At 58.0% G+C, this 24,471-nt stretch carries 27 protein-coding genes and 1 riboswitch; of the genes, 2 read left to right on the top strand and 25 right to left on the bottom strand.

Going from position 1 to position 24,471, the window contains the following annotated elements; genetic code table 11:
* Positions 1–259: 259 nt before the first annotated feature.
* Both ldtA and fusA read right to left on the bottom strand, forming a co-directional pair.
* Complete coding sequence (gene ldtA, locus O9K67_RS08935) at positions 260–1,213, bottom strand: L,D-transpeptidase (RefSeq protein WP_134317950.1); 954 nt, start codon at positions 1,211–1,213, stop codon at positions 260–262.
* 189 nt (positions 1,214–1,402) lie between these two features.
* Positions 1,403–3,505 carry an elongation factor G gene (gene fusA / locus O9K67_RS08930; protein WP_061494185.1) on the bottom strand — a complete coding sequence of 701 codons (2,103 nt, stop codon included), beginning with the start codon at positions 3,503–3,505 and terminating at the stop codon, positions 1,403–1,405.
* 237 nt (positions 3,506–3,742) lie between these two features.
* Here fusA and O9K67_RS08925 point away from each other — a divergent pair, with 237 nt between their 5' ends.
* The gene (locus O9K67_RS08925) at positions 3,743–4,054 is read left to right on the top strand and encodes an ArsR/SmtB family transcription factor (RefSeq protein ID WP_061494184.1); all 312 of its coding nucleotides are present in this window, start codon (positions 3,743–3,745) and stop codon (positions 4,052–4,054) included.
* Between the two features lie 3 nt (positions 4,055–4,057).
* On the opposite strand, the gene cobT is transcribed toward O9K67_RS08925, so the two are convergent.
* The 20 genes from cobT to O9K67_RS08825 are packed head-to-tail and all read right to left on the bottom strand — an operon-like array spanning position 4,058 to position 20,534.
* Positions 4,058–5,116 carry a nicotinate-nucleotide--dimethylbenzimidazole phosphoribosyltransferase gene (cobT, locus tag O9K67_RS08920; protein WP_061494183.1) on the bottom strand — a complete coding sequence of 353 codons (1,059 nt, stop codon included), beginning with the start codon at positions 5,114–5,116 and terminating at the stop codon, positions 4,058–4,060.
* Positions 5,117–5,143: 27 nt separating this feature from the next.
* Entirely contained in the window at positions 5,144–5,884 is a 741-nt protein-coding gene (gene cobS / locus O9K67_RS08915; RefSeq protein ID WP_061494182.1) for an adenosylcobinamide-GDP ribazoletransferase, read from the bottom strand.
* The gene (gene cobU, locus O9K67_RS08910; protein WP_061494181.1) at positions 5,881–6,426 is read right to left on the bottom strand and encodes a bifunctional adenosylcobinamide kinase/adenosylcobinamide-phosphate guanylyltransferase; all 546 of its coding nucleotides are present in this window, start codon (positions 6,424–6,426) and stop codon (positions 5,881–5,883) included. Before cobU ends, cobS begins: the two co-directional genes overlap by 4 nt.
* Positions 6,420–7,943: a cobyric acid synthase gene (locus O9K67_RS08905; RefSeq protein WP_061494180.1), complete on the bottom strand. Its 1,524-nt coding sequence runs from the start codon at positions 7,941–7,943 to the stop codon at positions 6,420–6,422. Before O9K67_RS08905 ends, cobU begins: the two co-directional genes overlap by 7 nt.
* The gene (locus O9K67_RS08900; RefSeq protein WP_061494179.1) at positions 7,940–8,755 is read right to left on the bottom strand and encodes an energy-coupling factor ABC transporter ATP-binding protein; all 816 of its coding nucleotides are present in this window, start codon (positions 8,753–8,755) and stop codon (positions 7,940–7,942) included. The genes O9K67_RS08905 and O9K67_RS08900 overlap by 4 nt, the downstream gene beginning before the upstream one ends.
* A 9-nt stretch (positions 8,756–8,764) precedes the next feature.
* On the bottom strand, positions 8,765–9,445 hold the full coding sequence (locus O9K67_RS08895; protein ID WP_148654734.1) for an energy-coupling factor ABC transporter transmembrane protein: 681 nt from the start codon (positions 9,443–9,445) through the stop codon (positions 8,765–8,767).
* Positions 9,429–9,710, bottom strand: a complete 282-nt coding sequence (locus tag O9K67_RS08890) for an energy-coupling factor ABC transporter substrate-binding protein (protein WP_061494176.1) — start codon at positions 9,708–9,710, stop codon at positions 9,429–9,431. Before O9K67_RS08890 ends, O9K67_RS08895 begins: the two co-directional genes overlap by 17 nt.
* 1 nt (position 9,711) lies before the next feature.
* Positions 9,712–10,446 (bottom strand): cobalt ECF transporter S component CbiM, encoded by a 735-nt coding sequence (gene cbiM / locus O9K67_RS08885; RefSeq protein WP_061494175.1) that lies wholly within the window; start codon positions 10,444–10,446, stop codon positions 9,712–9,714.
* Complete coding sequence (locus O9K67_RS08880; RefSeq protein WP_061494173.1) at positions 10,443–11,153, bottom strand: cobalt-factor II C(20)-methyltransferase; 711 nt, start codon at positions 11,151–11,153, stop codon at positions 10,443–10,445. Before O9K67_RS08880 ends, cbiM begins: the two co-directional genes overlap by 4 nt.
* On the bottom strand, positions 11,150–11,944 hold the full coding sequence (cbiK, locus tag O9K67_RS08875; RefSeq protein ID WP_061494171.1) for a sirohydrochlorin cobaltochelatase: 795 nt from the start codon (positions 11,942–11,944) through the stop codon (positions 11,150–11,152). Before cbiK ends, O9K67_RS08880 begins: the two co-directional genes overlap by 4 nt.
* 10 nt (positions 11,945–11,954) lie before the next feature.
* Positions 11,955–12,740 carry a cobalt-precorrin-6A reductase gene (locus tag O9K67_RS08870; protein WP_061494169.1) on the bottom strand — a complete coding sequence of 262 codons (786 nt, stop codon included), beginning with the start codon at positions 12,738–12,740 and terminating at the stop codon, positions 11,955–11,957.
* Positions 12,737–13,462 (bottom strand): precorrin-3B C(17)-methyltransferase, encoded by a 726-nt coding sequence (locus tag O9K67_RS08865; RefSeq protein ID WP_061494167.1) that lies wholly within the window; start codon positions 13,460–13,462, stop codon positions 12,737–12,739. Before O9K67_RS08865 ends, O9K67_RS08870 begins: the two co-directional genes overlap by 4 nt.
* A complete protein-coding gene (gene cbiG / locus O9K67_RS08860; RefSeq protein WP_061494165.1) occupies positions 13,462–14,517 on the bottom strand; it encodes a cobalt-precorrin 5A hydrolase in 1,056 nt (351 codons plus the stop codon). Before cbiG ends, O9K67_RS08865 begins: the two co-directional genes overlap by 1 nt.
* Entirely contained in the window at positions 14,498–15,271 is a 774-nt protein-coding gene (locus tag O9K67_RS08855; protein WP_061494164.1) for a cobalt-precorrin-4 methyltransferase, read from the bottom strand. Before O9K67_RS08855 ends, cbiG begins: the two co-directional genes overlap by 20 nt.
* A complete protein-coding gene (locus tag O9K67_RS08850) occupies positions 15,264–15,833 on the bottom strand; it encodes a decarboxylating cobalt-precorrin-6B (C(15))-methyltransferase (protein WP_061494162.1) in 570 nt (189 codons plus the stop codon). The genes O9K67_RS08855 and O9K67_RS08850 overlap by 8 nt, the downstream gene beginning before the upstream one ends.
* Entirely contained in the window at positions 15,823–16,428 is a 606-nt protein-coding gene (gene cbiE, locus O9K67_RS08845; protein WP_061494160.1) for a precorrin-6y C5,15-methyltransferase (decarboxylating) subunit CbiE, read from the bottom strand. The genes O9K67_RS08850 and cbiE overlap by 11 nt, the downstream gene beginning before the upstream one ends.
* Positions 16,422–17,561: a cobalt-precorrin-5B (C(1))-methyltransferase CbiD gene (gene cbiD / locus O9K67_RS08840; RefSeq protein WP_061494159.1), complete on the bottom strand. Its 1,140-nt coding sequence runs from the start codon at positions 17,559–17,561 to the stop codon at positions 16,422–16,424. The genes cbiE and cbiD overlap by 7 nt, the downstream gene beginning before the upstream one ends.
* Positions 17,558–18,190: a cobalt-precorrin-8 methylmutase gene (locus O9K67_RS08835; protein ID WP_061499863.1), complete on the bottom strand. Its 633-nt coding sequence runs from the start codon at positions 18,188–18,190 to the stop codon at positions 17,558–17,560. The genes cbiD and O9K67_RS08835 overlap by 4 nt, the downstream gene beginning before the upstream one ends.
* Positions 18,191–18,201: 11 nt before the next feature.
* Positions 18,202–19,158: an adenosylcobinamide-phosphate synthase CbiB gene (cbiB, locus tag O9K67_RS08830; protein ID WP_061494158.1), complete on the bottom strand. Its 957-nt coding sequence runs from the start codon at positions 19,156–19,158 to the stop codon at positions 18,202–18,204.
* A complete protein-coding gene (locus O9K67_RS08825) occupies positions 19,155–20,534 on the bottom strand; it encodes a cobyrinate a,c-diamide synthase (protein ID WP_061494156.1) in 1,380 nt (459 codons plus the stop codon). Before O9K67_RS08825 ends, cbiB begins: the two co-directional genes overlap by 4 nt.
* Before the next feature lie 101 nt (positions 20,535–20,635).
* Positions 20,636–20,815: riboswitch (cobalamin riboswitch) on the bottom strand.
* A gap of 543 nt (positions 20,816–21,358) precedes the next feature.
* Here O9K67_RS08825 and O9K67_RS08815 point away from each other — a divergent pair.
* Positions 21,359–22,249 (top strand): GHMP family kinase ATP-binding protein, encoded by an 891-nt coding sequence (locus tag O9K67_RS08815; RefSeq protein WP_061494152.1) that lies wholly within the window; start codon positions 21,359–21,361, stop codon positions 22,247–22,249.
* Positions 22,250–22,254: 5 nt separating this feature from the next.
* On the opposite strand, the gene O9K67_RS08810 is transcribed toward O9K67_RS08815, so the two are convergent.
* The 3 genes from O9K67_RS08810 to sbmC all read right to left on the bottom strand — a co-directional run bounded on the left by O9K67_RS08810 (position 22,255) and on the right by sbmC (position 24,416).
* Positions 22,255–22,590 (bottom strand): DUF496 family protein, encoded by a 336-nt coding sequence (locus O9K67_RS08810; RefSeq protein ID WP_061494150.1) that lies wholly within the window; start codon positions 22,588–22,590, stop codon positions 22,255–22,257.
* A gap of 166 nt (positions 22,591–22,756) precedes the next feature.
* The gene (locus O9K67_RS08805; protein WP_061494148.1) at positions 22,757–23,815 is read right to left on the bottom strand and encodes an FUSC family protein; all 1,059 of its coding nucleotides are present in this window, start codon (positions 23,813–23,815) and stop codon (positions 22,757–22,759) included.
* A gap of 127 nt (positions 23,816–23,942) precedes the next feature.
* Positions 23,943–24,416, bottom strand: coding sequence for a DNA gyrase inhibitor SbmC (sbmC, locus tag O9K67_RS08800; RefSeq protein WP_061494146.1), 474 nt, complete (start codon positions 24,414–24,416; stop codon positions 23,943–23,945).
* Positions 24,417–24,471: the final 55 nt, after the last annotated feature.

Here is a 24,471-nt window from a genome sequence, read left to right as displayed (position 1 = left end):
ATAGAGAGTACCCTGATGTATACCTGACCCTTCTCCTTCAGAAAGATCCCGGCCATTTAAGATCTGCTCATCGCGCATTGTCGCCTGTCGTGTTTTTTGTAGAGAATGGTTTTGAAGGGGAAAGGTTAATGAGTTTCCCCTAACCAACGCCCCCCGGTATCTTTTAGCCTGTACACAGATCGGCAACAACAGCGTAGAGCCAATAAGGAAGAACTGACTGGGCGCGCCAACAAATGCCCGGTCGAGGCTGTAAAGTGGATTACAGGTGTTCCGGGGTCGATAACCCGCGATCCGTCGCGGTGGTGATATTCACCGGCATGCCCGATCGTCGTTCTAACTCGTCCGTTGCCCGGTTCACATTCACCTCACTCCCCTGCATCACGGCACGCAGCGCTGGCGTAATGGGCAGTGGCACTTTGTTCGTTGATTCAAATTCAGTGCGGTTGCGCGACAACGGCTCGTGAACTTCAATCCAGCGACTGCCGTCCGGCTCGGTGGTGGCTTTCACCGGTTGATCGATAATCTGCACGCGGGTGCCGACAGGCACATTATCGAACAGGTATTTAATGTCAGCATTGCGTAACCGAATGCAACCCTGGCTGACACGCAGCCCGATACCAAAGTTGGAATTGGTGCCGTGAATGGCGTACAGCTTGCCAATATAAATGGCGTACAGCCCCATCGGATTATCCGGCCCGGCCGGAACGAACGCTGGCAGGGTTTTCCCCTGTTTGGCGTATTCACGTCGGGTATTGGGCGTCGGACTCCACGTTGGTCCTTCCTGCTTACGCTCTACGGCGGTGACCCAGTTGCGCGGCGTTTCGCGCCCCGCCTGGCCGATGCCAATCGGTAAAATCTCCACCGTATTCGTCTCTTTCGGATAATAGTAAAGGCGCATTTCCGCGACGTTCACCACAATGCCTTCGCGCACCGTGGCAGGCAAAATAATCTGCTGCGGTATGGTCAGTTGCGATCCCGCTTTCGGTAGAAAGGGATCGGCATCGGGATTGGCTTCAAGCATATTACTCAACCCCTGACCGTATTTCGCGGCGAAAGCTTCGAGCGGCAACGTGTTGTCATGGGGAACGGTGATAATTTGCGGACTGCCCACCAGCCGGCTGCCCTCCGGCGGCAATGGGTAGCTCACCGCCAGCGCGTTTGGCGCAGAAAACAGCGCAATCAGACTGCACAGCAATGTGAATCGGGGCATCATTTCCTTCCCTCAGGGCCAGCAGATATTTTTTATATCATAGCCCGGTTTATGCTTTTTCTCCCTTTTTACAGGGCGTTACCCTCCCGGGCACCAAAACGTCATGCACGATCGCCGACCGTTCAATCCGAAAGAGAGCGTTCACAGTAAAAAACCCCGCCGGAGCGGGGTTTGCGTTTTTGCAGTTTAGCGTCAGGCTTTGGCGCGGCTGGCGATAATGTCGTCCGCCACGTTGCGCGGCGCTTCCGCGTAATGGTGGAACTCCATGCTGTAGGTTGCACGCCCCTGCGACATGGAGCGCAGCGTGGTGGAGTAGCCAAACATTTCGGCCAGCGGCACATCGGCGCGGATAATCTGGCTGCCGAAGCGCTCTTCCATCCCCTGCACCATACCGCGACGGGAAGAGAGGTCGCCCATAATGTTACCGGCGTACTCTTCCGGCGTTTCCACTTCAACATGCATCACCGGCTCGAGGATCGCCGGGTCCGCTTTGCGTGCGCCCTCTTTGAAACCAAAGATCGCCGCCATGCGGAAGGCCATTTCCGAGGAGTCGACATCGTGATACGAGCCAAACGTCAGGGTCGCTTTCACATCCACCACCGGATACCCCGCCAGCACGCCGGTGCCCATGGCTTCACGCAAGCCTTTTTCCACTGAAGGAATATACTCGCGCGGCACCACGCCGCCTTTGGTGGCGTCTTCGAAGACAAAGCCGCTGCCCGGCTCCAGCGGCTCGAGGGTCAACACGACATGGCCGTACTGCCCTTTACCGCCAGACTGGCGCACAAACTTACCTTCAATGTCTTTCACCGTTTTACGCAGGGTTTCACGGTAAGTGACCTGCGGACGACCGATGTTCGCTTCCACGCCAAACTCGCGTTTCATACGATCGACGATGATTTCCAGGTGCAACTCACCCATCCCGGAAATGATCGTCTGCCCGGACTCCTCATCCGTGTGCAGGCGGAAGGAGGGGTCTTCAGACGCCAGCCGTTGCAGCGCAATCCCCATTTTTTCCTGATCCGCTTTGGTTTTCGGCTCAATCGCCAGCGAAATCACCGGCTCCGGAAACTCCATGCGCTCGAGGGTGATCACCGCATCCGGATCGCTTAACGTGTCACCGGTGGTGACATCTTTGAGACCTACGCAGGCGGCAATATCTCCCGCGCGCAGTTCATCCACTTCGTGGCGATCGTTAGCATGCATCTGCACGATACGCCCGATGCGCTCTTTTTTGCCTTTGACCGGGTTGTAAACCGCGTCGCCTTTTTTCAGCACGCCGGAATAGACGCGAATAAAGGTCAACTGGCCAACATACGGGTCGGTCATCAGTTTGAACGCCAGCGCAGAGAATGGCTCTTCATCGCTGGGATGACGCTCAGCAGGCTGACCTTTTTCATCCACGCCCTGAATGGCCGGAATATCCAGCGGCGACGGCATCAGTTCCACCACCGCATCAAGCATGCGCTGCACACCTTTGTTTTTAAAGGCGCTGCCACACAGCATCGGCTGGATCTCCCCAGCAACGGTGCGTGCACGCAGCCCGGCGATAATGTCAGCTTCGTCCAGCGAACCGGTTTCCAGATATTTATCCATCAACGCTTCACTGGCTTCCGCTGCCGCTGAGACCATTTTTTCCCGCCACTCCTGCGCGGTCGCCAGTAATGCCTCCGGCACCGGGCCATAGCTAAAGGTCATGCCTTGTGTGGCGTCATCCCAGATGATTTCGCGCATCTTGATTAAGTCCACCACACCGGTGAAATGCTCTTCTGCGCCAATCGGAATAACAATCGGCACCGGGTTAGCTTTCAGGCGATCGATCATCATCTGCACCACGCGGAAGAAATCCGCGCCGGGGCGGTCCATCTTGTTAACAAACGCCAGCCGCGGCACGTGATATTTGTTGGCCTGACGCCACACGGTTTCCGACTGTGGCTGCACGCCACCAACGGAGTCATACACCATCACTGCGCCATCGAGCACACGCATGGAGCGTTCCACTTCAATGGTGAAATCCACATGCCCTGGGGTGTCGATAATATTGATGCGGTGCGGCTCAAAGCCACGATCCATACCTGGCCAGAAGCAGCTTACCGCCGCAGAGGTAATGGTTATCCCACGCTCTTGCTCCTGCGCCATCCAGTCAGTCGTTGCCGCGCCATCGTGTACTTCACCCAGTTTGTGGCTCATCCCGGTGTAAAACAGGATGCGCTCAGTGGTGGTTGTTTTACCGGCATCGATATGCGCGGAGATACCGATGTTGCGATAACGTTCGAGAGGAATGGGTCGGGGCATGATGCGTCCTTAGTCTTTTGACGGTTCGTTCGCGGCCGGAATTGGCCGCTATTCATTCACGGCACTTATCATAGTACAACTGTACGAGTATATTCGAACTATTTTTGCTATTCTAACGATTGGTTGAGCTGCAATTGACGACGTGGCTTAAACAACGCAGTTTGCGTATAGTACCGGCCAGCCGCCGATACGGGCCGCTGCTGAAACCAGCAGCGCTACCGCCGACACAGGAAGATTATGATCGCTAACCACCCTGAACGTGAGCAATTTCGCCTCGAAAATGTGCTCTTTGCCCTTGGCAACCCTCTGCGACTGGCCATTATCAGGCGGCTTGCCGACGGCAGCGAACTCAGTTGCAATGCACTGCGCCCGCAGGACGTGGCGAAGTCCACCATGACCCATCACTGGCGTGTATTGCGCGACAGCGGCGTGGTCTGGCAACGGCCACAAGGTAGGGAAAATATGATTTCGCTGCGCCGGGAAGACCTGGATATCTGTTTTCCCGGCTTGTTGGATACGCTGTTGCAGGTAATGCAACGCGAAGAGTAAGCGTTATTTCGTTTCCGGCAGCACAATGTTGCTGCCCGCCAGTGTGCCCATGTTGTTGTAAATGGCGCAGGCGGCATCCACCAGTTGCATCGCCAGCGCCGCACCGCTGCCCTCACCTAAACGCATTCCCATATTGATATAGGGTTCCAGTCCTAAGTGCTCAAGCGCAATGCGCGCGCCTTTTTCGGCGGAAAGATGCGACGGAATGAGATAAGGCTTGATCTGCGGCGCAATGCGGCACGCCGCCAGCGCCGAAGCATAGGAGAGAAAACCGTCCAGCACCACCGGCAGCCCACAGGACGCCGCGCCAAGGATCACCCCACACATCCCCAACAGATCATACCCCCCGACTTTAGCCAGCACTGCAAGGCCATCGGCAGGATCCGGTTGGTTAACCGCGATCGCTTTACGCACAACCGCCGCTTTATGACCCAGCTGTGATTCCGGTAGATTTGCGCCGATACCCACCACCGATTCAGGCGCTTCGCCGGTCAGTACGCTAACAATCGCCGCCGCTGGCGTGGTGTTCGCCATCCCCAGTTCCCCAACGCCGAACAGGTTTACCCCCTGCTTCGCCAGTTCACGGGTATAGCGGACGGTTTCCAGCAGCAGTTCTTCTGCCTGCTGCGTGCTCATCGCCGGGCCAGCCGCAATATTGCCGCTGCCGCGCGCCACCTTCATATTCACCACACCGGGGATGGGATCAGCGTCGATACCGACATCCAGCACATGCACTTTTGCCCCAGCCTGCGCCGCCAGCACACACACACCGGTGGTTGCCTGGGTCATATTCGCCGCCTGAATAGCGGTGACCTCGCGCGGGGAGACCGCCACGCCTTCGTGCCATACGCCATGATCCGCGCACATCACCACAATCGCTTTTTCCCCTACCTGTAGGGTGCCCTTCAGTCCAGGCATTCCCGCCAGTTGAACCGCCAGCGCTTCCAGCCGCCCCAGGCTGCCAACGGGTTTCAGTAAACCATCAAGATGCTGCTGCGCGTGTGCCATCGCCATGTGATCGGGGGTGGGAATCGCTGCCAGGAATGCGGTCAATGTCTGCATAGTGTTTCTCATTATGTTGCGGGCTGTTTATAACAGCGCCAGAAGGAATACCAGTTCGCCAAGCTCGATTGCCGCGCCCAGTGTGTCGCCGGTCTGCCCACCCAGCGTACGTTTCAGCATCTGCCCGAGCACGAAGATAGCCAGCAGGGTTGCCGCCAACGCGATCCCCCCTTTTGTCCCTAACAAACCGACCACCGCCAACGCCGTTATCACCAGAGTGACCAGCGTATCCCGACCGGACACCTTGCCAATAAACAGATTCCCCAGCCCCTCATCGCGGGCATAGCGATGGCCGAACATCAGTAATACCGCTCCACCGCGCCCCACTGCACAGGCGGCAGCCAGCGCGGCAATCATGCTGGTGTCGCGCAGTTGCAACTCGCTGAGGGTCAGGATCTTCGCCACCACCACAAACACCAGCGCCAGACCACCGTGGGTACCAAGGCGGCTGTCGCGCATGATCTCCAGCATCCGCTCACGTCGGCGGGCGGAAAACACGCCATCGCAGGTATCCGCCAGACCATCAAGGTGAAAACCACCCGTCAGCAACGCCAGTGCCAGCACACAGAACAACGCCGCCAGCGGCCCACCGCACCAGGGTTGCAGCCCCACCAGCACGATGCCGCTGAGCGCGCCCAGCAGCAGCCCGACCAGCGGAAAAGTCACAATGCCACGCACATAATCCGCCACATCCAGCCCCTGCACACAGCGCCCGGGCACGGGTATGCGGCTGATAAACGACAGCGTGGCGAAAAAAAGCTTCATCATTTGATTTTGACTCCAATACCGGACACCACCAACCAGACATGATCCGCCGCCTGCGCCAGCCGTTGATTCACGCGGCCAGCGATGTCGCGAAAGTGACGTGCCAGACGGTTTTCCGGCACGATGCCCATCCCCACTTCATTGGTCACCAGCACCACCGGTGACGGGCAGGCCGCACAGGCGGCAATCAGCATATCAATCTCTTGCTGCACCTGTGCTTCCAGCGTCGTGTAATCCCAGCTATCGGGATCGTCGGCGCCGCCATAAGCAAACAGTAGATTGGTCACCAGCGTCGTGATGCACTCCAGCAACACCGCTTCATTGGGGGCATTGTCAGGGGTAATAATTTCAGCGAGCTGTTGCCATCGCTCTTCAGTGCGCCAGTGCGCCGGGCGACTGTCCCGGTGATGCTGAATGCGCGCCGCCATCTCCTCATCGAAAATGTGCGAGGTAGCGATATACAACACCCCGTCGGCGCTGGCGACCAGCGACTCGGCATGGCGGCTTTTGCCGCTGCGCGCACCGCCGGTAACAAGGGTTAACATGCTGGCTCCTGATGTTGCTGCATAATCTGATAAATGCGTTCAATATCCACATGCTCACGCATGGCACTGGCCAGCAGATCGAACTGCTGCGCTTTATACTGCGCATAACTGACGGCAGCATCCAGCGGTGGCATGCCTTTACGCTGACGCAGGCCGTTGATGAACGCGCGGGTAAAGGCATCGCTGTCAAACAAACCGTGCAGGTAAGTGCCGAACACCTGCCCATCGTCGCTGACTGCGCCATCCGCCACGCGCTGCCCCGCTTTGTGCAGCCACAATGCCGGACGGCACCCACTGTGCAATGTGGTTTCTCCCAGATGGATTTCGTAACCACGCAAGCCAAGCCCGGCGCAGCCCGCCATCCAGCCAGGCAACGTCTCCTGCAAGGTCGCGTCGACAAGCGTTGTGGTTTTGTCACGGGCAAAACGGGTGACGGTATCCAGCAGCCCCAGACCTGGCAATGTCCCCAGCCCGGACTCTACCTCGTCAATGATCATCTCACCAAGCATCTGATAACCGCCGCAAACGCCGATCACCGGTACGCCCGTATGATGCGCATCCAGCACCGATTTTGCCAGCCCGCACTCACGAAGCCAGGTTAAATCGCTAAGGGTGTTTTTACTGCCCGGCAGAATCACTGCATCGGCGCTGTGCAGCGCTTCCGGGGTGCGCACATAATGTACGCGCACATCCGGCTGGGCCGCCAGCGCGTTAAAATCGGTAAAGTTAGAAATGTGCGGCAACTGCACCACAGCAATCTCTACCGCCCGCTCACCGGTGCGCAGATATTTACCACGCTGCAACGCCACGCCATCCTCATCTTCCAGGTCGATGTCCAGCCACGGCATCACGCCGATCACCGGCACGCCGGTCAGTGCTTCAATCTGTTTAATGCCGGGGGTAAGCAGCGCCACATCGCCGCGAAATTTATTGATAATTACCCCTTTGACCCGCCAGCGCTCATGCTCCTGCAACAGCGCCAGCGTACCGTAAATCGCGGCAAACACGCCGCCCCGGTCGATATCTGCCACCAGGATAACCGGGCAACCGGCCATCTCCGCCATCCCCATATTGACGATATCCCGGTCGCGCAGGTTGATCTCCGCCGGGCTACCCGCCCCTTCCAGCACCAGCGCGTCATACTCCTGCGCCAGGCTGTGATAAACATCGATAATCTGCTGGCGCAGACGCGGTTTATAGTCGTGGTAGCTCACCGCGTCCATATCGGTCGCGACTTTGCCCATCAGCACCACTTGCGCCTTGCGGTCGCTGGTGGGTTTAAGCAGCACCGGGTTCATTCGCACATCGGGGAGGATACCTGCGGCCTCGGCCTGAAATATCTGCGCACGTCCCATCTCCTGGCCGTCCGGCGTAATCCCCGAGTTGAGCGCCATATTTTGCGACTTAAACGGCGCGATCTTGAGTCCGTCCTGATGAAAAATACGACACAGCCCGGCGACCAGCACGCTTTTGCCCACATCCGAAGCGGTTCCTTGCAGCATAATAGCCTGTGTCATGACACCTCCTTCACCGGCATCGCCCGCATACGGGCATAAAATTCATCTTCGCTTTTGCACAGCGGAAACCCCAACTCGCTGTGCAATTTAACCAACCACGGCTGCGTCAGCCCGGCTTCTTCTATCAGCGCCCGGCGGGCAAACACCTCGCCTGGCGCACCGTGCGTCAGCAACTCGCCGCGTCGTAGCACGTACACGGCGTCGCAGATTTCATAGATTAAATCAATGTCATGACTGGAAATCACCACATGATTTCCTTGCGCAACAATGCGCCGGATAAGGGTCAGCATCTGCGTACGCCCGGCGGGGTCGAGCCCGGCAGTAGGTTCATCCAGCAGCAGATATTTTGCCTGCAACACCAACGCACCGGCGATGGCCACGCGTTTTTTTTGCCCGTGGCTCAGGCACTGAATAGGCTGATGACGAAACGACTGTGCATCCACCAGTGTCAACGCATCCTCTACGCGGCGGGCGATCTCGGCTTCCGGCACGCCGATATTGCGCAAACTAAAGGCAATATCGCTATCAATATCGGTATAGAAAATTTGCTGATCGGGATCCTGAAATACGGTCGTGACCTGCTGGCGCAGCGCCAGCAGTGCGCGTTTACTGTAATCCAGCGGTTTCCCCTGCCACTGCACCGTCCCCTGTTGCGGGCGTAAAATGCCGCTCAGGTTCATAAACAGCGTGGATTTGCCACAGCCGTTCGCACCAACCAGCCCGGTTACCGGCTGGCGGGAAAAGTCGAGACTGAGCCCTTTCAGTATGGGTTCATCCTGGTAACGGAACCACAGGTTATCGGTGGCCAGCATGCCAGATCCTCACAGGTGAAAATCACCCTGATAAAGTTTGATATCCAGCGTGGTCGCCAGCGCTTTGTAGCGCAGCAGCACGCGGGTAAATAACAGGCTGACCAGCATCGCCAGCGAGCGGTACCCCTGGGGCAAGGTGCGGTAACCAAAACGCAGCGTCTGCGCCCGGTGAATCGCCGCCGCTTCCTCCAGCAGGATAAAGATAAAGCGCCAAATGAGCAGGATCTGTTCCGTCAACAGGCGCGGCACGTGCGCGCGCTTCAGCAGCAGAATCAACTGCGGAAACGGCAGATTCAGCACCAGCCAGAAGGTCGCCGACAACGCCGCCAGACTACGCCACAGCGTGGCGTTCGCTGCCGCCAGCCCTTCCGACAGCACACCAAGCCAGACGTGACCCAGTTGCACGCCGAACAGTAAATGCAGCGGTTCTCGGGTCACACTGAACAGGATCGTTACGATGCCCACCAGTAAAAATCCCAGCGGAATTGCCATCCAGCGCAGCCAGCGCCACAGCGACATGCGCAGCAGCCAACAGGTGAACGCAGCGATAAAAACCAGCAAAATCCCCTGTCCGAGTGGCGGCAGAGAAAACGCCAGCGCCATCATCAATAGCCAGCAGAAGAACTTGCGCTCCGGCGCGAGCGTAGCCCAACGGCTCTGGTAGCAGAGCCGATCAAGACCGTTCGCTATCACGCTGTCTGCCTTTCATATAACCGAGAATGTAGAAAATCACCGCTGCGCCAATCGAGCCTTGCAACGTAAACAGCAGGCTTTCGATCTCGCCGCTTGCCGGTTTATACAGCGGCTGGAACCACGGCTGGTAATGCGGCGCAACCGCCTGGATCTGGCTTTCCGCTTGCCCATCGGAACCACCGTATTCGCCGCCATGGTCGATAAAGAAAGGCATGATCACCAGAGCAATCACCATCGCCAGTAAAATCAGGGTCTTTTTCATCTTACTCCTCCTGTGAGGTAATAAGCTGTCGCCGGGTAAGCTGATCGTCGATCATCACGGTCAGCAGCCCTTCAGCAATGGCAATGGGGATTTGCGTCAGGCAGAAGATGCCCATAAATTTCACCACCGATCCGGTCATCCCGTGCAACGGATCCGGAAAGGCGACACCCAGTTGCACCGACGTCACGAAATAGGTCACCAGATCGGCGAGCATGGCACAGAGAAACACCGCCACATCACGGCGGAATCCCGCACGGCAAGCCAGTTTCCACACCAGGTAGCCCGCCACCGGACCAATCACTGCCATCGACATGCCGTTAGCGCCAAGCGTGGTTAATCCGCCGTGCGCCAGCAAGAGTGCCTGAAACAGCAGCACAATCGCACCAAGGACCGCCACCACGCCCGGACCAAACAGAATCACCGCCAGCCCCACGCCAGTTGGATGGGAACAACTGCCGGTCACCGAGGGAATTTTCAGCGCCGACAAGACAAAAATAAACGCGCCACACAGCGCCAGCAGCACTTTCTGGTTGGTGTCATCCGCGACAATGCGGCGCAAGCGCACCAGTCCGTACCACAGGCAGGGCAGGAATAACAGCCACCAGGCCAGCGCCCACATTGGCGGCAGGAAACCTTCCATGATGTGCATGGCAAACGCCTCCTGCGGCACCACCATCAGCAACATGGCGGCGGCGAGGCCACTGAAAGACAACGGGTTCAGTTGGTGCACTTTCATACCCTCACCCACTGTTTATTGACCAGGATAGTCGAAAAATAGGGTAGCGGCTGATCGTCGCTAACCTCACCCAGATGCCGCCAAGATTGCTCTCCCGGTAGCGTGGCTTCCGACATCATCAGGGCGCAGTTGAGCAAGCCCGCCTCATGCAGCAACGTTTTGATGCGGGCAAAACGGCCATACACTTTCATCAGCACCAAGCTGTCGTGCTGCTGTAACGCCCGCCGGATATCACTCTCCGGCGCGGTGCAGGAGAGAACCGCCAGCGACTGCTGCTCCATGGCCAGCGGCGTCTGTGTGCGCGCGGCAATGGCGGCAAACGATGTCACGCCTGGGACGATCTCCACGTGTTCCGGGTGTTGCAGGCGTTGCAACAAAAACACCCAGGTGCTGAATAACATCGCATCGCCAAGGGTGATAAAACCGACCTGCTTACCGGCCTGCACTTCCGCGTCCAGCGCGGCGGCAACCTCATCCCACACGGCTTCTTTTTCCGCGCTGTCGGCGCTCATTGGGAAATGGCAACAGCGCACGTCAGTCTGTTCGCCCAGGTATTCCCGCACAATGGAGAGCGCCAGGCTGTCTCCCCCTTTGCGCCCGGCAGGGGCATAGAGCACATCCAGGTTACCGAGGATACGCGCGCCGCGCACGGTGATCAGATCCGCCGCGCCAGGACCGGTGCTCAGGGCGTAAAGTTTGCCGCTCATGCTGCGGCCTCCAGCGTCTGCGCCAGCGCCTGTTGCAGATGGCGGACAAACATCGCCCGCACATCGGCGTTTTCCCCCAAGCCTTGCAACCACGGTGTGGCGGCAATACCAACCCGTTCAAACTGCGTTTTCCAGGAGTCGTCATCGTCAGACGCCATATCGTTAATCGCGTGATCGCCTGCCACCAGCATCAGCGGCATCAGGTGGACGGCGTTGACCCCTTCATGGCGCAACCCATCAATCAGCAGATCGATCTCCGGGTAACTCTCCACCGCGCCAACCCGCGCAGGAAAACGATGAGCGGCCATCATATGGTCGAGACAGGCGTACGCGGAAAACGCGTGATGACTGGCACCATGGCCCATAAACACCACTCGCTCATTCGGGCCAACCTGTGGCATCTGGCGGGATAGTGCCTGCATCAGGTGCAGATAATCGTCATGACTGCTGAGCAGCGGCGCGCCAATCACCAGCCGTTGAAACAGCGGGCGCAGGCTCTGCACTTCACGGACAATTTTTTCGTACTCATCACCGTTAATGATGTGCAATGACTGGATCGCCACATCCTGGTAGCCCGCATCCGCGAGTTTTTGCAGCGCCTGCAGCGGGGTATCGATATGCAGGTTGTCGCGCTGTTTCAGTTTGCGGATGATCATGCCGGAGGTGAACGCGCGAAACAGCGTGCGCTCCGGGCAACTGGCCGCCAGCTCACGCTCACAGGCAACAATATTTTTCTCACACGTGTCGTGATAACTGGTGCCAAAGCTCACCACTAAAAGTGCTTTTTTCATTCTGTTCTCCTCACTGTGTCGCCAGCCAGCGTCGCAACCGCCGTGAAAATGCGTCCTGACTGTCCAGTCTCTCTTCGCCCACCACGACTGTCTGCGGACGGGTAATAACAATGCACGGAATGCCGGCTGCAAGTGCAGGCTCTATTTTTTCCAGGTACCCCCCTTCTGCACCGGAGGCTTTGGTGATCATTACTTCGACCCGGTACTGGCGGTAAAAGGCGGCGTTAAACTCCGCGCTGAACGGACCGCAGAGCGCAAAAATATCGCCCACGCCAAAGCCCTGCGCCGCACAATGCGCCACCACGTCCGGCACCGGCAACACCCGTGCCAGCAGCGTTTTGCCCGGTAATCCCTCGCGCCAGCGCGCCAGATCTTTACTGCCGGTGGTGAGCAAAATGCGCTCGCCCAGCTCACGGGCTTTCTCACAGGCGTCTTCCAGCGAGGCAACATAAAACAACAACGGATGCGTTAAATCCGGCACCTGCTCCGGACGCTGGTAGCGGCTTAACAACACCTGCGCCTGTTCACAGGCATGGGCAATATTGCGGCTTACCACATCAGCGTAAGGGTGAGAGGCATCAATCACCCAGCGGGTGCGATTTTGTTGCAACCAGGCCACCATCTCGCTCGGTTCCATGCGGCCGCAACGCACCTGACCGCGAATATTCCCCGCCAGTTGTTGCCCGGCTGGCGTCGCCACCGACAGCGTGTACTCCACACCCGCCGCGTCCAGTTGCTGGCAAATCTGCCGCGCATCGCTGGTTCCGCCAATCACCAGCACGTCGCCCGCCTTCACAGGCTGTAGCCTCGCGGGGTGATCATCAGCCCGTTTTGCACATAGGTGGCGCGGTTGCCGACGATCACCAGGCTGGTCATATCAACAGGTTCAAAGTCCATCGTGCCCAGCGTAGTCAGCCACTTCTCCTCTTTTTTCCGCCCGGCGGATTTCACCACACCAACCGGGGTATCTGCGTGTTTACTGGCCGCCAACAAGTCAAACGCGCGTGCCAGGTGGCCTTCACGACCCCGGCTGCGCGGGTTGTAGAAACAGATCACAAAGTCCGCTTCACCGGCAGCAACGATACGCTTTTCAATCACTGACCATGGCGTCATCAAATCGCTGAGACTGATATGGCAGAAGTCATGCATCAACGGTGCGCCAAGCAATGCGGCGGCAGCGATACTGGCGGTCATACCCGGTACCAGACGGACGTCCACATCCCGTTGTTGTTTGCCGACCAGCTCCAGCACCAGCCCGGCCATACCGTATATCCCGGCGTCGCCGCTGCTGATCAGCGCCACGTTATGCCCGGCCTGCGCCAGTTCAATCGCCGCCTGGCAGCGTTCGATCTCTTTGCACATGCCGGTTTTGATCACCTGTTTATCACCGGTAAAGGCTTTCACCAGATGGGTGTAGGTTTTATAACCAACAACGATGTCCGCCGCTTGCAACGCTTCGACCGCTTCCATGGTCATCATTGCCTGTGAGCCAGGGCCAATCCCGATTACCGTTAACATCAGTGTGAAACTCCCAAAGTAATAGTCACGCCCTGCTCGCGCAGGGTCTCGCCCACCAGTTGCCCCTGGCTCATCAGCCAGGCGGCCGGGCCGGAAACGCTCCCGACACCGGCGGTTTGCCGCACAAATTCGGAGGCGGGAAAATGGTGTTCGTGCTGACGCAGCATGTCAGCGCTGAACACTTCAAACGGCACATGCAGGCTTTGCGCAAGCTGCACCAGCCCTTGCTCATCTTGTTTAAGCGTGATGCTTCCCACCGCGCGTAGCGCAAGCGGATCGAAAGCGTGTGCATGCAGTTGCCGCTGCAACAACATCGATAACAGCGCAAACGGCGTATCCCGCCGACAGCCAATGCCCGCCACCACACGCCTGGGCACCAGCTTGTAGACCGGTAGTGAAAGCGCAGGTAACTCAGCCTGCGTCGTCACGCAGACCAATGCATCCAGCTCCGGTAACGCATCCAGATCCGCCACCGTAATAAAGCCACGCGTATCACAGCCTGCAACGTCTTCGCGCATTGGTGCGTCGCACCACAGGCCGATGCGTTTACCGCTCACCAGCATGTGGTTGATGGTCTTTACCGCCGGGCGGAAGCCATCCATCCGCGCGTCAAGCTGGCTTGCCAGCATATCCAGCGCCGCCAGTTCGTTAACATCTGTGGCGGTGGTGATCACCGGATCGGCGTCCAGCACCCCGGCCAGATAGCGCGCCAGCGCATTGGCCCCGCCGTAGTGCCCGGAAAGCAGGCTGATCACATGCTGCCCGCGCTCATCAATCACGATCACCGCCGGATCAAAAAACTTGTCATTGACCAGCGGGGCGATAACGCGTACGGCGATGCCCGTCGCGCCAATAAAAATCACCGCCGAAGAGTGGCTGAACGCCTCACGCAAGGTCTGTGCAAAACCGCCTTCAAAGGGCGCAAACCCCTCCCTGTGCAGCTTCTCACTGGTAAAGCAGGTCATCGGCAGCGCCGGTTTCAGGCGCTCAGCCAGCGCCATACCGCCGGGGGTCAGGCAAAACAGCGCAATGGATTCAGGCTTTACGGTATTCATGGCTAAAGTCCGCCGCATAGAGCCGGGAGTAGTGATACTCCTCCCCCAGAAACGCGCCCACGAGGATCAGCGCGGTTTTGCGGATCCCGGCCTCGCGTACCTTGTCGCCGATATCGGCCAGCGTGCCGCGTACGGTCTGGCTCTCCGGCCATGTCGCTTTGTAAATAACGGCGACAGGCGTAGTGTTTGGATAGCCGCCTTCGATCAATCGCTCCGCCACGCGGTGAATGCGTTGTACGGAGAGGTAAATCGCCATGGAGGTCTGATGAGTGGCGAACGACTCCAGCTGTTCGCGTGGCGGCACCGGCGTACGCCCTTCCAGGCGGGTGATGATCAGGCTCTGCGACACCTCCGGCACGGTGTACTCCACCCCCAATTCCGCCGCCGCGCCCAAAAACGCACTGACGCCCGGGACCACCTGCCAGCGGATACCACGGCGGGTTAACACTTCCCCCTGCTCGCGCACTGAGCCATACAGCGAAACATCGCCGGTTTGCAGCCGCACCACCACTTTTCCGGCTTTAACCCCGGCTTCCATCAGATCGATAATCTGCTCAAGGTGCAGTTCAGCGCTGTCATAGCACTCGGCATCCGCCGGGCAATAATCCAGCAGTTCGGTGTTGATCAACGACCCGGCGTAAATCACCACCTGCGCCTGTTGCAACAACCGGTAGCCTTTGAGCGTAATCAGTTCCTTATCGCCCGGCCCCGCGCCAACAAACCAGACGGTATGCGCCTCCACGGTCTCAGCCATGGTGTTTCTCCTTTTCGCAGGAAATCAAATAAACGGGATTATTCGGTTTGAAGTAGTGACCACTGCCAAGCCCGGTGAGCCGGGAGACTTGGATCTGCTGGCACTCCAGCGCGGTTACATGGCGGGCGGCAAGGTGCGACAGTGCAGTGTTGAGGTTTTCCTGCAGGATAAAGGTCATCACCAGTCGGCCTCCGGGATTCAGTTGCGCCAGCGACCAGTCAATCAGTTGCGTCAGGTTGCCGCCGCTGCCGCCCATAAACACGGCGTCTGCCGGTTGTTCAACAAACAACGGTGCGACTCCGGAAACAATGGCAATGTTGCGGCAGCCAAAATGCAGGCAGTTCTCTTCCAGCAGCCCAAGCGCTGCCGGGCTGCGCTCAATGGCGGTCACCCGCAACTGTGGATGAGTGAGCGCCGCTTCAATACTGACGCTGCCGGTTCCCGCGCCTATATCGATCAGGTGGCGCGCCTGTTGTAGATCCAGCTTTGACAGCGCCAGCGCACGCACCGCCTCTTTGGTCATCGGCACCTTTTCACCGCGAATAAACAGCTCATCTTTCATTGAGGATCACCACCACATTCATCTCGTATTGCGCGTGAACATCCGCTGGCCGTAACCACTGGATACGTTCGTTGTCCATGCCAAGATTTTCGCCAATCACCAGCCAACGATCGGCGGCACCACGGGCGATAAGCGCATCGGCAATGACTTTCGGACCACAGCGCGCGTCGGTGACCATCGCCACTTTGGGTTCGCGGGCAAGCCGATCAAAATCCACCTCACGCCCGTGGCTGCTGGTCAGCCAGATGTCGTTCATATCGATCCCGGTGCGCGAGCAAAGGTACTGCGCGGCGCTGATGCCGGGGATAATCTGTAACTGCGCAATGCCAAAGTGCGCGACCAGCCGGGTACCGATGCCGTAAAACAGCGGATCGCCGGAGGCCAGCACCACCACCCGTCGCGCTGTCTGTTGCTCCAGCCAGGCAAGCAGCGCGGGGATATCGCTATCCAGCGCGCGCACTTCTCCGCCAAATGCCGGAAATTGCGCCAGATGGCGCTTGCCGCCGACCAGCACATCCGCCTGCGCCACGGCCTCTAACGCCTGCGGCGTCATCAGGGCAAGATGGCCCGGCCCCATACCGGCTACCGTCAGCATTGCAGCTCCCGGGCAATCGCCTCTGGCGAGCGGTTAGCGCCCAGTATTTTGTTTTCAAAAGAGAATAAAATGGCGTCGCACTGCGGTGGGGTTTGCGTAAAGCGCAGCATCTGCTCAATACGCTGGCAAATCCGCCGCGCAAGATGGTCGTAGAGATGGTTAAACCCGGCGGCGTCGATGTGCTCCATCGCTGCTTCGGTGGTATCGCAGTCGCTGACCGCCAGCAGCAACGCGTGCGGCGCACCAAGCAACGCCAAGTGCGCGACCAGGGTTTCCATACGCGCATCGGCAATATGGCTGTGGGTATGAAAGATACCGGCGGCGATTTTCACCAGCTTGCCAGGGTGACCCACCAGCACAATCTGCCGGTAGCCCATGCGCACCGCTTCTTCAATCATGTAGCCCACGAAGTTACTCATCGTCACAACATGCTCGCCGGAGACGCCCAGTTGTTCGCGAACGAAACGCTCGCCGTGGTTGCCAGGAACGAGGATCACCCGCTCCATCCCGCCCGCACGTTTTTGCTCCAGCTCCAGCGACAGCGAACGTTTCCAGCTCTCTTCGGACATCGGCGTCACGATGCCAGTGGTGCCAATAATCGAAATACCGCCAAGGATGCCAAGCCGCCCGTTGTAGGTTTTCTTCGCCCGCGCTTCCCCTTCCGGGGCGAAAATTTCCACCTCCGCGCCGCGCGTCGGGCCAATCACTTCACGCACAGCGGCCTCAATGGTCTGCCGCGGCGTGCGATTGATCGCCGCTTCGCCCACCGCAAGGCCAATGCCTTTACGGGTTACCCTACCCACGCCTTCGCCACCGCGCAGCGTAATGTTGCCGCTGTCGTTTACCGTCACGCGGGCAAAAATCAGCATGCCGTGCGTCGCGTCCACATCATCGCCCCCGTCTTTGCGGATAGCGGCCATCGCCTGTTGCCCCTCAATATGCGGTGATTCCACGTTGAGACGCAGCGTGACGCCGGAGGGCGTGACAATCGACACCTGGTGAATGATGTGTTGGCGCAGCACCATCAGTGCGGCGACTTTTGCCGCCGCCGTCGCGCAGGAGCCGGTGGTGTAACCTTTGCGTAGCGCTTTGCCGTTATGCCACACCGGGTCGTCAAAGGCTGGCTCACTCATTGCGCCTCCCGCAGGCTGTAGAGCAATGCATTGATAATGGCAGCGGCGACGTTGCTGCCCCCTTTGCGACCACGGGCGGCAATCGCCGGTAAACCGCTTTCCACCAGCGCCTCTTTTGACTCTTCCGCCCCCACAAAACCGACCGGCACGCCCACGACGCCACTCACCTGTGCCTTATGTTCGAGCAGACGAAACAGCGCGGTGGGCGCATTGCCAAAGACAAAGATTTTTTCCCCCGCGTCACCCAGGGCCAGATCCACCGCCGCCATAGAACGGGTGATGCCGTCCGCTTTGGCTCTGCGCACCACTCGGGGGTCGGAGATATAACAACGCACTTCGCTGCCAAACTGCGCCAGCAGCGTTTTATTGATACCGGAGAGTGCCATGGTGGTATCGGTATAGAGGGAGCAACCGCATTGAATCGCCGTACACAACCTGTCCAGCGCATCCGGGGAGAAGTGCAGAATATCCAGCCATTCGAAATCGGCGGTGGTGTGAATGACCCGTTTGATCACCGCTTCATGCAGCGGGCTGGCAAAACGGTAATCAGGACGGGTGTCATGAATGATCTCGCCGATAATGACAAAGCTTTTGGCTTCAATAGCCTGCGGTTGCTGCAGGTAATCCATTTTTTCCATCCTCAGGCTCCCGCCAGTAGGTAATGCGTCAGCGCAAACAACGCCAGCGCCAGCGTGGAGGCCACCCACATCAGGCCAATGGTTCGTGGAATGTCATCCACTTCAATGGCGCGGTGTTCATCACCAATCCAGGGTTTTTCGACGCGTTCGCCGAAGTAGCCATTCGGCCCGCCAAGACGAACACCCAGCGCCCCGGCCACGGTACCTTCCGGCCACGCGCAGTTAGGGCTGCTGTGATGACGTCGATCGCGAAAACCGATACGAAATGCGTTGCGGGCGTGGTGACCGCATAACAGGGTCGCTGCGCTCAACAGTAACCAGCTCAGCCGTGCCGGAATGAAGTTCGCCACATCGTCCAGCCGGGCGCTGACCATGCCTATGGCACGGTATTTTTCATGTTTGTAGCCAACCATCGAGTCCAGCGTATTCACCGCTTTATAGGCCATGGCCAGCGGCGCGCCGCCGATCAGTAAGAAGAACAGCGGCGCAATCACGCCATCTACGGTGTTTTCCGCCACGGTCTCCACCACGGCGCGGGTGATCTGCGGCGGTTGCAGGTGCGCCGTGTCGCGCCCGACAATCCATGACAATTTTTCGCGGCTGTCGCTGAGCGAGCCACGGCGCAGCGCGTTTTCCACCTCCCGCGCCATATCTGCCAGGCAGCGCGTCGCCAGCGTGGTGTAGATGATCCACACCTGCACACACCAGCCAAACCAAGGATGGATAGTCGTCGCCAACGCCAGCACGCCCCAGCTCACCGCCCAGGTGATGCCCACGACCAGCAACCACATCACACCACCGCCAACGCGCAATGCGGTATCACTGTGACACCGTCGCCGCACCACGCGCTGGATGTGCGTAATCAGCGCACCAATCCAGCGTACCGGGTGCGGCCAGTGCGGCGGATCGCCAAGCAGACGATCGAGGAGAAACGCCGCACACCATGCCAGTAACGTCATAAGGCCCTCCTTGCTGCCTGAAACCAGTGGTTGAGCATCTGCGGACGTTGCCCGAAATGCAGATGCAGATAGCTGGCGAAGGTATTTCCCACCTGCCAGCCCCCCTGCCAGTGTTTCACTACCTCACCATCGCGGGTTTTGTAGCAATCCAGCACGGCAGCATGCTGCGGAGTAAAGTCGGAGTAATGGAATTCGTGCCCCCTCAAGATCTCGCCCGATGCCGCGAGTAGCGTCTGTTGCGTGGCGCGGGCCTCACAGTAACCAAAGCGCGTCAGCCGTGTGCCCATTACGCTATGACCGGGAATGACATCAGCCATCGGCCAATGGTGGCCGTCCGCATCACACAGTGTGGTACCGAGGTACATCAGGCCACCACATTCGGCGTAGATTGCCACGCCGCGCTGGTGGGCGGCCCGAATGGCGTCACGCATCGGCTGATTGGCTGACAATGCACGCGCATGCAACTCCGGGTATCCCCCGCCCAGCCACACCATCTGGCACGCGGGCAATGTGCAGTCATGCAGTGGGCTGAAACGCACAATACGAACGCCAGCGCGTTCCAGCAGCAGCAGGTTATCAGGGTAGTAAAAGTTGAAGGCTTCGTCGTCCGCCAGCGCCAGCGTCAACCCGGCCCCGGCCTGTTCCTGCTCCAGAGGAGGTATATCGCCGTCCGGCAGATGGGTAATGGCACTCAGGGCGAGCAACCGATGGATATCCACGGTCTGCGCCAGGCGGTCGGCAAAGTCGCGCCACGGCTGCGCATCCACGATGGATTCACGGGCAGTGACCAGCCCAAGATGGCGTTCTGGCAGCGCCACACCCGGCACGGTCGGCACATACCCCAGCACCGGCACCGCGCAGAAATGTTCGATGGCCTGTTTAAGCAGCTGATAATGGCTGTCGCTATTGACGCGGTTAACAATCACGCCGGCAATCGGTAATTGCGGGTCGAAATGGCAAAAGCCCATCACCGTGGCGGCAATTGATGTGGAGACCGATTTGCCGTCTACCAGCAGGATCACCGGCACGCCAAGCTGTTTCGCCAGCCCGGCGCTGCTGCAATAGTGAGGGTCAGTGCCGTAGCCATCGTAGAGCCCCATTACGCCTTCGATAACGGCAATATCAGCGGCGAGCAAATGCTGTGTAAACAGAGCATTAAGCGTGGGTTCCGGCAGCATAAAGCTGTCGAGGTTGCGGGACGGAATGCCGGTTACGGCGCTGTGCCAGGCGGTGTCAATATAGTCCGGGCCGACTTTAAAAGGCTGCACGCGCAGGCCGAGGCGCTGCAAAACGGTGAGCAACCCGAGCGTGACAGTGGTTTTCCCACAGCCACTGCCCGTGCCGGCAAGGATAAAGGCGCTGCGCCTGTCTGACATTCCTGAAGCCCCGTTGCGGGTGGGAAAGGTGGGGTCAGGACGCGCGTCTGCCCAGTCTGTCGACTGTACGCTTCTGAGCAACCCACTTCCCACCGAAGTTGTTGATAACTGCCCATCCGGTCGGTCTTCTGGCTTAGCGTCATCCTCGCCCGTCCTTCCCGATCCTGCGATCAGTGGTGATTACGGGGTTGTCAGCATCACAGCAGCGGGGGCTGCGGGGGATTTTCACCCCCTTCCCTGCCGCAACAACGTGCGGCGTAACCGGATGGATTATTCATCACGGTGTGAAATTGTCACCGCAATGTTGTCCCTGAATGCACTATATCGAAGCAGGGAAATAAAAACTGATTCAGTGTATCGGGGCGGAGACAATAATTTGTTGCGCTATAACAATGTATTGCGCACCCCGTTGATTAAAGCCTTATACAGCCTTGATTCAAATGGGTATTACGCCATATTCGAATAGCAAAATAGTGTTATCGGAAAATTCATTCCCGTCATAGTTTGCATTATTCTGCAAACGGAAGGCTTGCGGCGTAACCGGATAAGTCTGGCGGAAAACCTGGCTAAAATAGCCGGCTTGAGAAATGTCTAAATTGCGCGCAATACTGGCGATGCTCCGCCGCATGCATTACGGTGATGCACCGCGATGATGCTTCCCGCTTTCACGGAGTGGCCAGATACCTGCCAAATGCGAGTGAAGCAGTCGGTTGTCACGCTCCGGCGTTGATTGTGATGGGAGAAGTGGTGTCATAGCGGGAATCTCTGGCGTTCGCCGGGCCAAAATGACACTATCCGGGCTTTCGATTTAAAGGAGCAGCGCTGTGGCGCAGGCACACTGTCCCGCATCCTGCGGTGAACTTATCCAGGGCTGGATCCTGGGCAGCGAAAAACTGGTGTCCTGCCCGGTGGATTGGTACAGCAGTGTGGAGGTGACCTACGGCGCACCGCTGCCGGATGAGCGCCCGCTTACCCGCGCCATGATTCGGCTGCTGCTTGAGCACTGGCGGTTACCGGCAAGCCTGACGCACACGCTGCGCATTGACTGCCGCTCCACCATTCCCGTCGCCAAAGGCATGGCCAGCAGTACCGCCGACATTGCCGCCACTGCTGTTGCCGCCGCTTGCCACCTTGACCAGCCACTGGATGAGCCGACGCTGGCAAAACTGTGTGTGGCGCTGGAGCCTACCGACAGTACCCTCTTTTCCGCACTGACATTGTTCGACCATCATGACGCGCAAACACACATTGCCTGCAATGGCCTGCCGCAAATGGAAGTACTGGTGCTCGAAAGCCCGTTAACACTGACCACCGCGGATTATCACCGTCTCCCGCGCCAGCAGATTTTGCAGGATAACGCCAGAACGCTGGATCTGGCGTGGCAAAAATTACAACAGGCGTGCCAGCGCAACGACCCTTCGCTGCTCGGCGAAGCCACCACGCTCAGCGCCATTGCCAGCCAGGCATTATTACCGAAACCCGCGTTCAACACGCTACTGGAGGTCGTGGAGCGCTACGGGTTATACGGTCTGAATGTGGCTCACAGCGGCAGCGTGGTCGGGCTGTTGCTCGACAGTGCACGGCACGATGTGGATGAGGTTCGGGAGAGGTTAAATACCCTGAAGTTGCTGGCGCACTGGCCGCAAAATCATTTGCTGAAAATGGTTGCCGGGGGCATCCGGCAGGACGGCGAGAGGCGAACCTCTCACCGCTGAAGAGATTATTCCGTTTTGGCGTCAACCGGCTTCAGTTCGCCCATGGTTTTGAGTTTTTTGGAGATGTCACGACGCTCTTTCGACAGCTCGGCGTTTTTGATGATGTAGTCATCAACGCGATCTTCATAGTCGGTCTTCATGCTGGCAATGATGCCCTGGATGGCTTCAACGCTCATGCCCGGCTTGATATAGTCGCTGAGGTTGTCCAGCAGCAGTACGCGCTTCTGGTTATCACGGATCTTCTTCTCAACGTCCTGAATTTCGCGTTGCAGTTTATTCTTGCGGCGGAACAGACGCACAAACTCCAGAACATCCTGGAATGAAGGCTTACTCGTTTCCATTTTTACACCCCTGATTATGTGAGATTCGGATTCGTTAAAGCAACGGCATGGAGGCAAACCTAACCCAAAGCCATTGCATCTGACAATGATTTTTCCTTTTCCCTATCATAACCTCAAATGTAGCTGAATCGAAACAACCTGACAGTGGCAAGTGGTTATCTGCCGCTTATTTACGCAACGCCCGACAGATCAAATGCGACAGTAATTCCAGCTGGCGCGCCAGTTCCATGCTCAACCAGACATAACCGTGGATAGACGTTTCCGCGACAGCGTCCCCCTGATGCTCACCACTTAATTGCCGAAGCTCTGCGACAATCTCATTCAGTTTTTCCGTATTCGCCAGCACCGGTTGCGGGTTGCCTTCGTACAACGCATGGGCGATGGTCAGCAGCGTCTGCTGCGTCATCTGTTGTGTTTCCCGTAAAGTGTTGGCATTGATCATCACAAAATGGCTGGCGCGTGAGCTCCAGTGCGCATTAATTTGCAGCTCCAGCATGCACACCATATTGCGGCTGACGGTCTGGATAGCTTCGAAAATCGCTTTCTGAATGTGCGTCTCTTTGCAGGCCGGGGTTATCAGGCCCCGCATTTTCACCACGTCGCTGAGAATCTTTTGCAGATGTTTTTCCAGCCGTGGACGCTCCACCAGGTTGCGGGAAAACCCCGCCTGGTAGACGCGGTTAAACGCGGTGACAAAACCCGCCATCTGGATCCGCCAGTGCAAAAACGCGCGCTGCGGCCAGATACCGGTAAACAACATAGCCAGCAGTGAACCGATGATCACATCACCGCTGCGCCAGAGTGCCGTGTGCATATCCCCGGCTGGCGCGCCGACCACCACCGACAGCGTAATGCCTATCAACAAGGCCTGATACGGTTTTTTACCCAGCGCCAGCCAGCCGCAGAGAAACATCGCCGCCGCGCACCACAGCAGCATCAGCGGCAAAGAAATCAGTTCCAGCTTGAGGGCAATCAACCCCAACGCCGCGCCAAAGATAGTACCGCCGATGCGCTCAAAGGCACGCGGCACCACGTTGCCCCAAAAGGAGATCGGCCCCATCAGCACCACCAGCGTAATGAGTGGCCAGGTCCCTTCCGGTACGTTCAACAGCCGGATTATCAGAAACGTCAGGATAAACGCCAGCGTCACGCGCGCACCGTGTACGATGCGATAGTGGCGATAGAGACGAATTTCAAACGGGCTAAGTGATTTGTCGCGACGCACAGCCGCTCTCCACATTCAAACGACGAAGGCGCAATTGTAGCGATATTTCTGTGGCGGAAGTCACTCTTTAAAACAAAAAAGAGGCAGGTAAGCACACGCTACCGCCTCTTTTTCACCACATAACCGCTTAAAGTACTTTCGGCTCCACCGGGATATGCATATCAATGTCCCAGTACCCGTCGCTTTGCCCGTCGTTTTGATAGACTTCAAAACAGGGTCCGGCCGCAATCTGCAACGACTGGTCGCTCAGTAACTCATCGAAAAACCGATCCCAGCACTGTTCAAACTCTTCGTTGTAGACGCGGGCATGTGCGACCGCATACTGCCCACCTGGGATGTCAGTGGTGATCACCCCTTCGCTATTGGCTGGAATCTTGAACGCACTGTCGACAGTAATGGCCACGTCGCAGCGCAGTTTTTCCGGCGGCACCTCGTCCGGGTTATCGTAATAGACGCACACCCATTCCAGCGGCTGAATCTGATTATTTTCCACCCACATTAACAACTGTTGAAAACCCTGCTTAACTTTCTCATCCCACGGTCCCACCAGATGGAAACCGGCGATACGGCGTTTTTCAAGCTGCTTAACGTTGTAGCCCATGCTGACTCCCTCACCATTACTGTTTAGACATACAGTATAGCTAATCCAGAAAGGA

The sequence above is a fragment of the Kosakonia oryzendophytica genome (assembly GCF_027886705.1).
GTDB classification, from domain to species: Bacteria; Pseudomonadota; Gammaproteobacteria; order Enterobacterales; family Enterobacteriaceae; genus Kosakonia; species Kosakonia oryzendophytica.
This window is presented reverse-complemented; position numbering and strand designations above follow the sequence as displayed.

Excerpts from the sequence above, each read along its gene's own strand:
- ldtA (WP_134317950.1), bottom strand. The coding sequence starts at position 1,213 with ATGATGCCCCGATTCACATTGCTGTGCAGTCTGATTGCGCTGTTTTCT.
- fusA (WP_061494185.1), bottom strand. The coding sequence starts at position 3,505 with ATGCCCCGACCCATTCCTCTCGAACGTTATCGCAACATCGGTATCTCC.
- O9K67_RS08925 (WP_061494184.1), top strand. The coding sequence starts at position 3,743 with ATGATCGCTAACCACCCTGAACGTGAGCAATTTCGCCTCGAAAATGTG.
- cobT (WP_061494183.1), bottom strand. The coding sequence starts at position 5,116 with ATGCAGACATTGACCGCATTCCTGGCAGCGATTCCCACCCCCGATCAC.
- cobS (WP_061494182.1), bottom strand. The coding sequence starts at position 5,884 with ATGATGAAGCTTTTTTTCGCCACGCTGTCGTTTATCAGCCGCATACCC.
- cobU (WP_061494181.1), bottom strand. The coding sequence starts at position 6,426 with ATGTTAACCCTTGTTACCGGCGGTGCGCGCAGCGGCAAAAGCCGCCAT.
- O9K67_RS08905 (WP_061494180.1), bottom strand. The coding sequence starts at position 7,943 with ATGACACAGGCTATTATGCTGCAAGGAACCGCTTCGGATGTGGGCAAA.
- O9K67_RS08900 (WP_061494179.1), bottom strand. The coding sequence starts at position 8,755 with ATGCTGGCCACCGATAACCTGTGGTTCCGTTACCAGGATGAACCCATA.
- O9K67_RS08890 (WP_061494176.1), bottom strand. The coding sequence starts at position 9,710 with ATGAAAAAGACCCTGATTTTACTGGCGATGGTGATTGCTCTGGTGATC.
- cbiM (WP_061494175.1), bottom strand. The coding sequence starts at position 10,446 with ATGAAAGTGCACCAACTGAACCCGTTGTCTTTCAGTGGCCTCGCCGCC.
- O9K67_RS08880 (WP_061494173.1), bottom strand. The coding sequence starts at position 11,153 with ATGAGCGGCAAACTTTACGCCCTGAGCACCGGTCCTGGCGCGGCGGAT.
- cbiK (WP_061494171.1), bottom strand. The coding sequence starts at position 11,944 with ATGAAAAAAGCACTTTTAGTGGTGAGCTTTGGCACCAGTTATCACGAC.
- O9K67_RS08865 (WP_061494167.1), bottom strand. The coding sequence starts at position 13,462 with ATGTTAACGGTAATCGGGATTGGCCCTGGCTCACAGGCAATGATGACC.
- cbiG (WP_061494165.1), bottom strand. The coding sequence starts at position 14,517 with ATGAATACCGTAAAGCCTGAATCCATTGCGCTGTTTTGCCTGACCCCC.
- O9K67_RS08855 (WP_061494164.1), bottom strand. The coding sequence starts at position 15,271 with ATGGCTGAGACCGTGGAGGCGCATACCGTCTGGTTTGTTGGCGCGGGG.
- O9K67_RS08850 (WP_061494162.1), bottom strand. The coding sequence starts at position 15,833 with ATGAAAGATGAGCTGTTTATTCGCGGTGAAAAGGTGCCGATGACCAAA.
- cbiE (WP_061494160.1), bottom strand. The coding sequence starts at position 16,428 with ATGCTGACGGTAGCCGGTATGGGGCCGGGCCATCTTGCCCTGATGACG.
- cbiD (WP_061494159.1), bottom strand. The coding sequence starts at position 17,561 with ATGAGTGAGCCAGCCTTTGACGACCCGGTGTGGCATAACGGCAAAGCG.
- O9K67_RS08835 (WP_061499863.1), bottom strand. The coding sequence starts at position 18,190 with ATGGATTACCTGCAGCAACCGCAGGCTATTGAAGCCAAAAGCTTTGTC.
- cbiB (WP_061494158.1), bottom strand. The coding sequence starts at position 19,158 with ATGACGTTACTGGCATGGTGTGCGGCGTTTCTCCTCGATCGTCTGCTT.
- O9K67_RS08825 (WP_061494156.1), bottom strand. The coding sequence starts at position 20,534 with ATGTCAGACAGGCGCAGCGCCTTTATCCTTGCCGGCACGGGCAGTGGC.
- O9K67_RS08810 (WP_061494150.1), bottom strand. The coding sequence starts at position 22,590 with ATGGAAACGAGTAAGCCTTCATTCCAGGATGTTCTGGAGTTTGTGCGT.
- sbmC (WP_061494146.1), bottom strand. The coding sequence starts at position 24,416 with ATGGGCTACAACGTTAAGCAGCTTGAAAAACGCCGTATCGCCGGTTTC.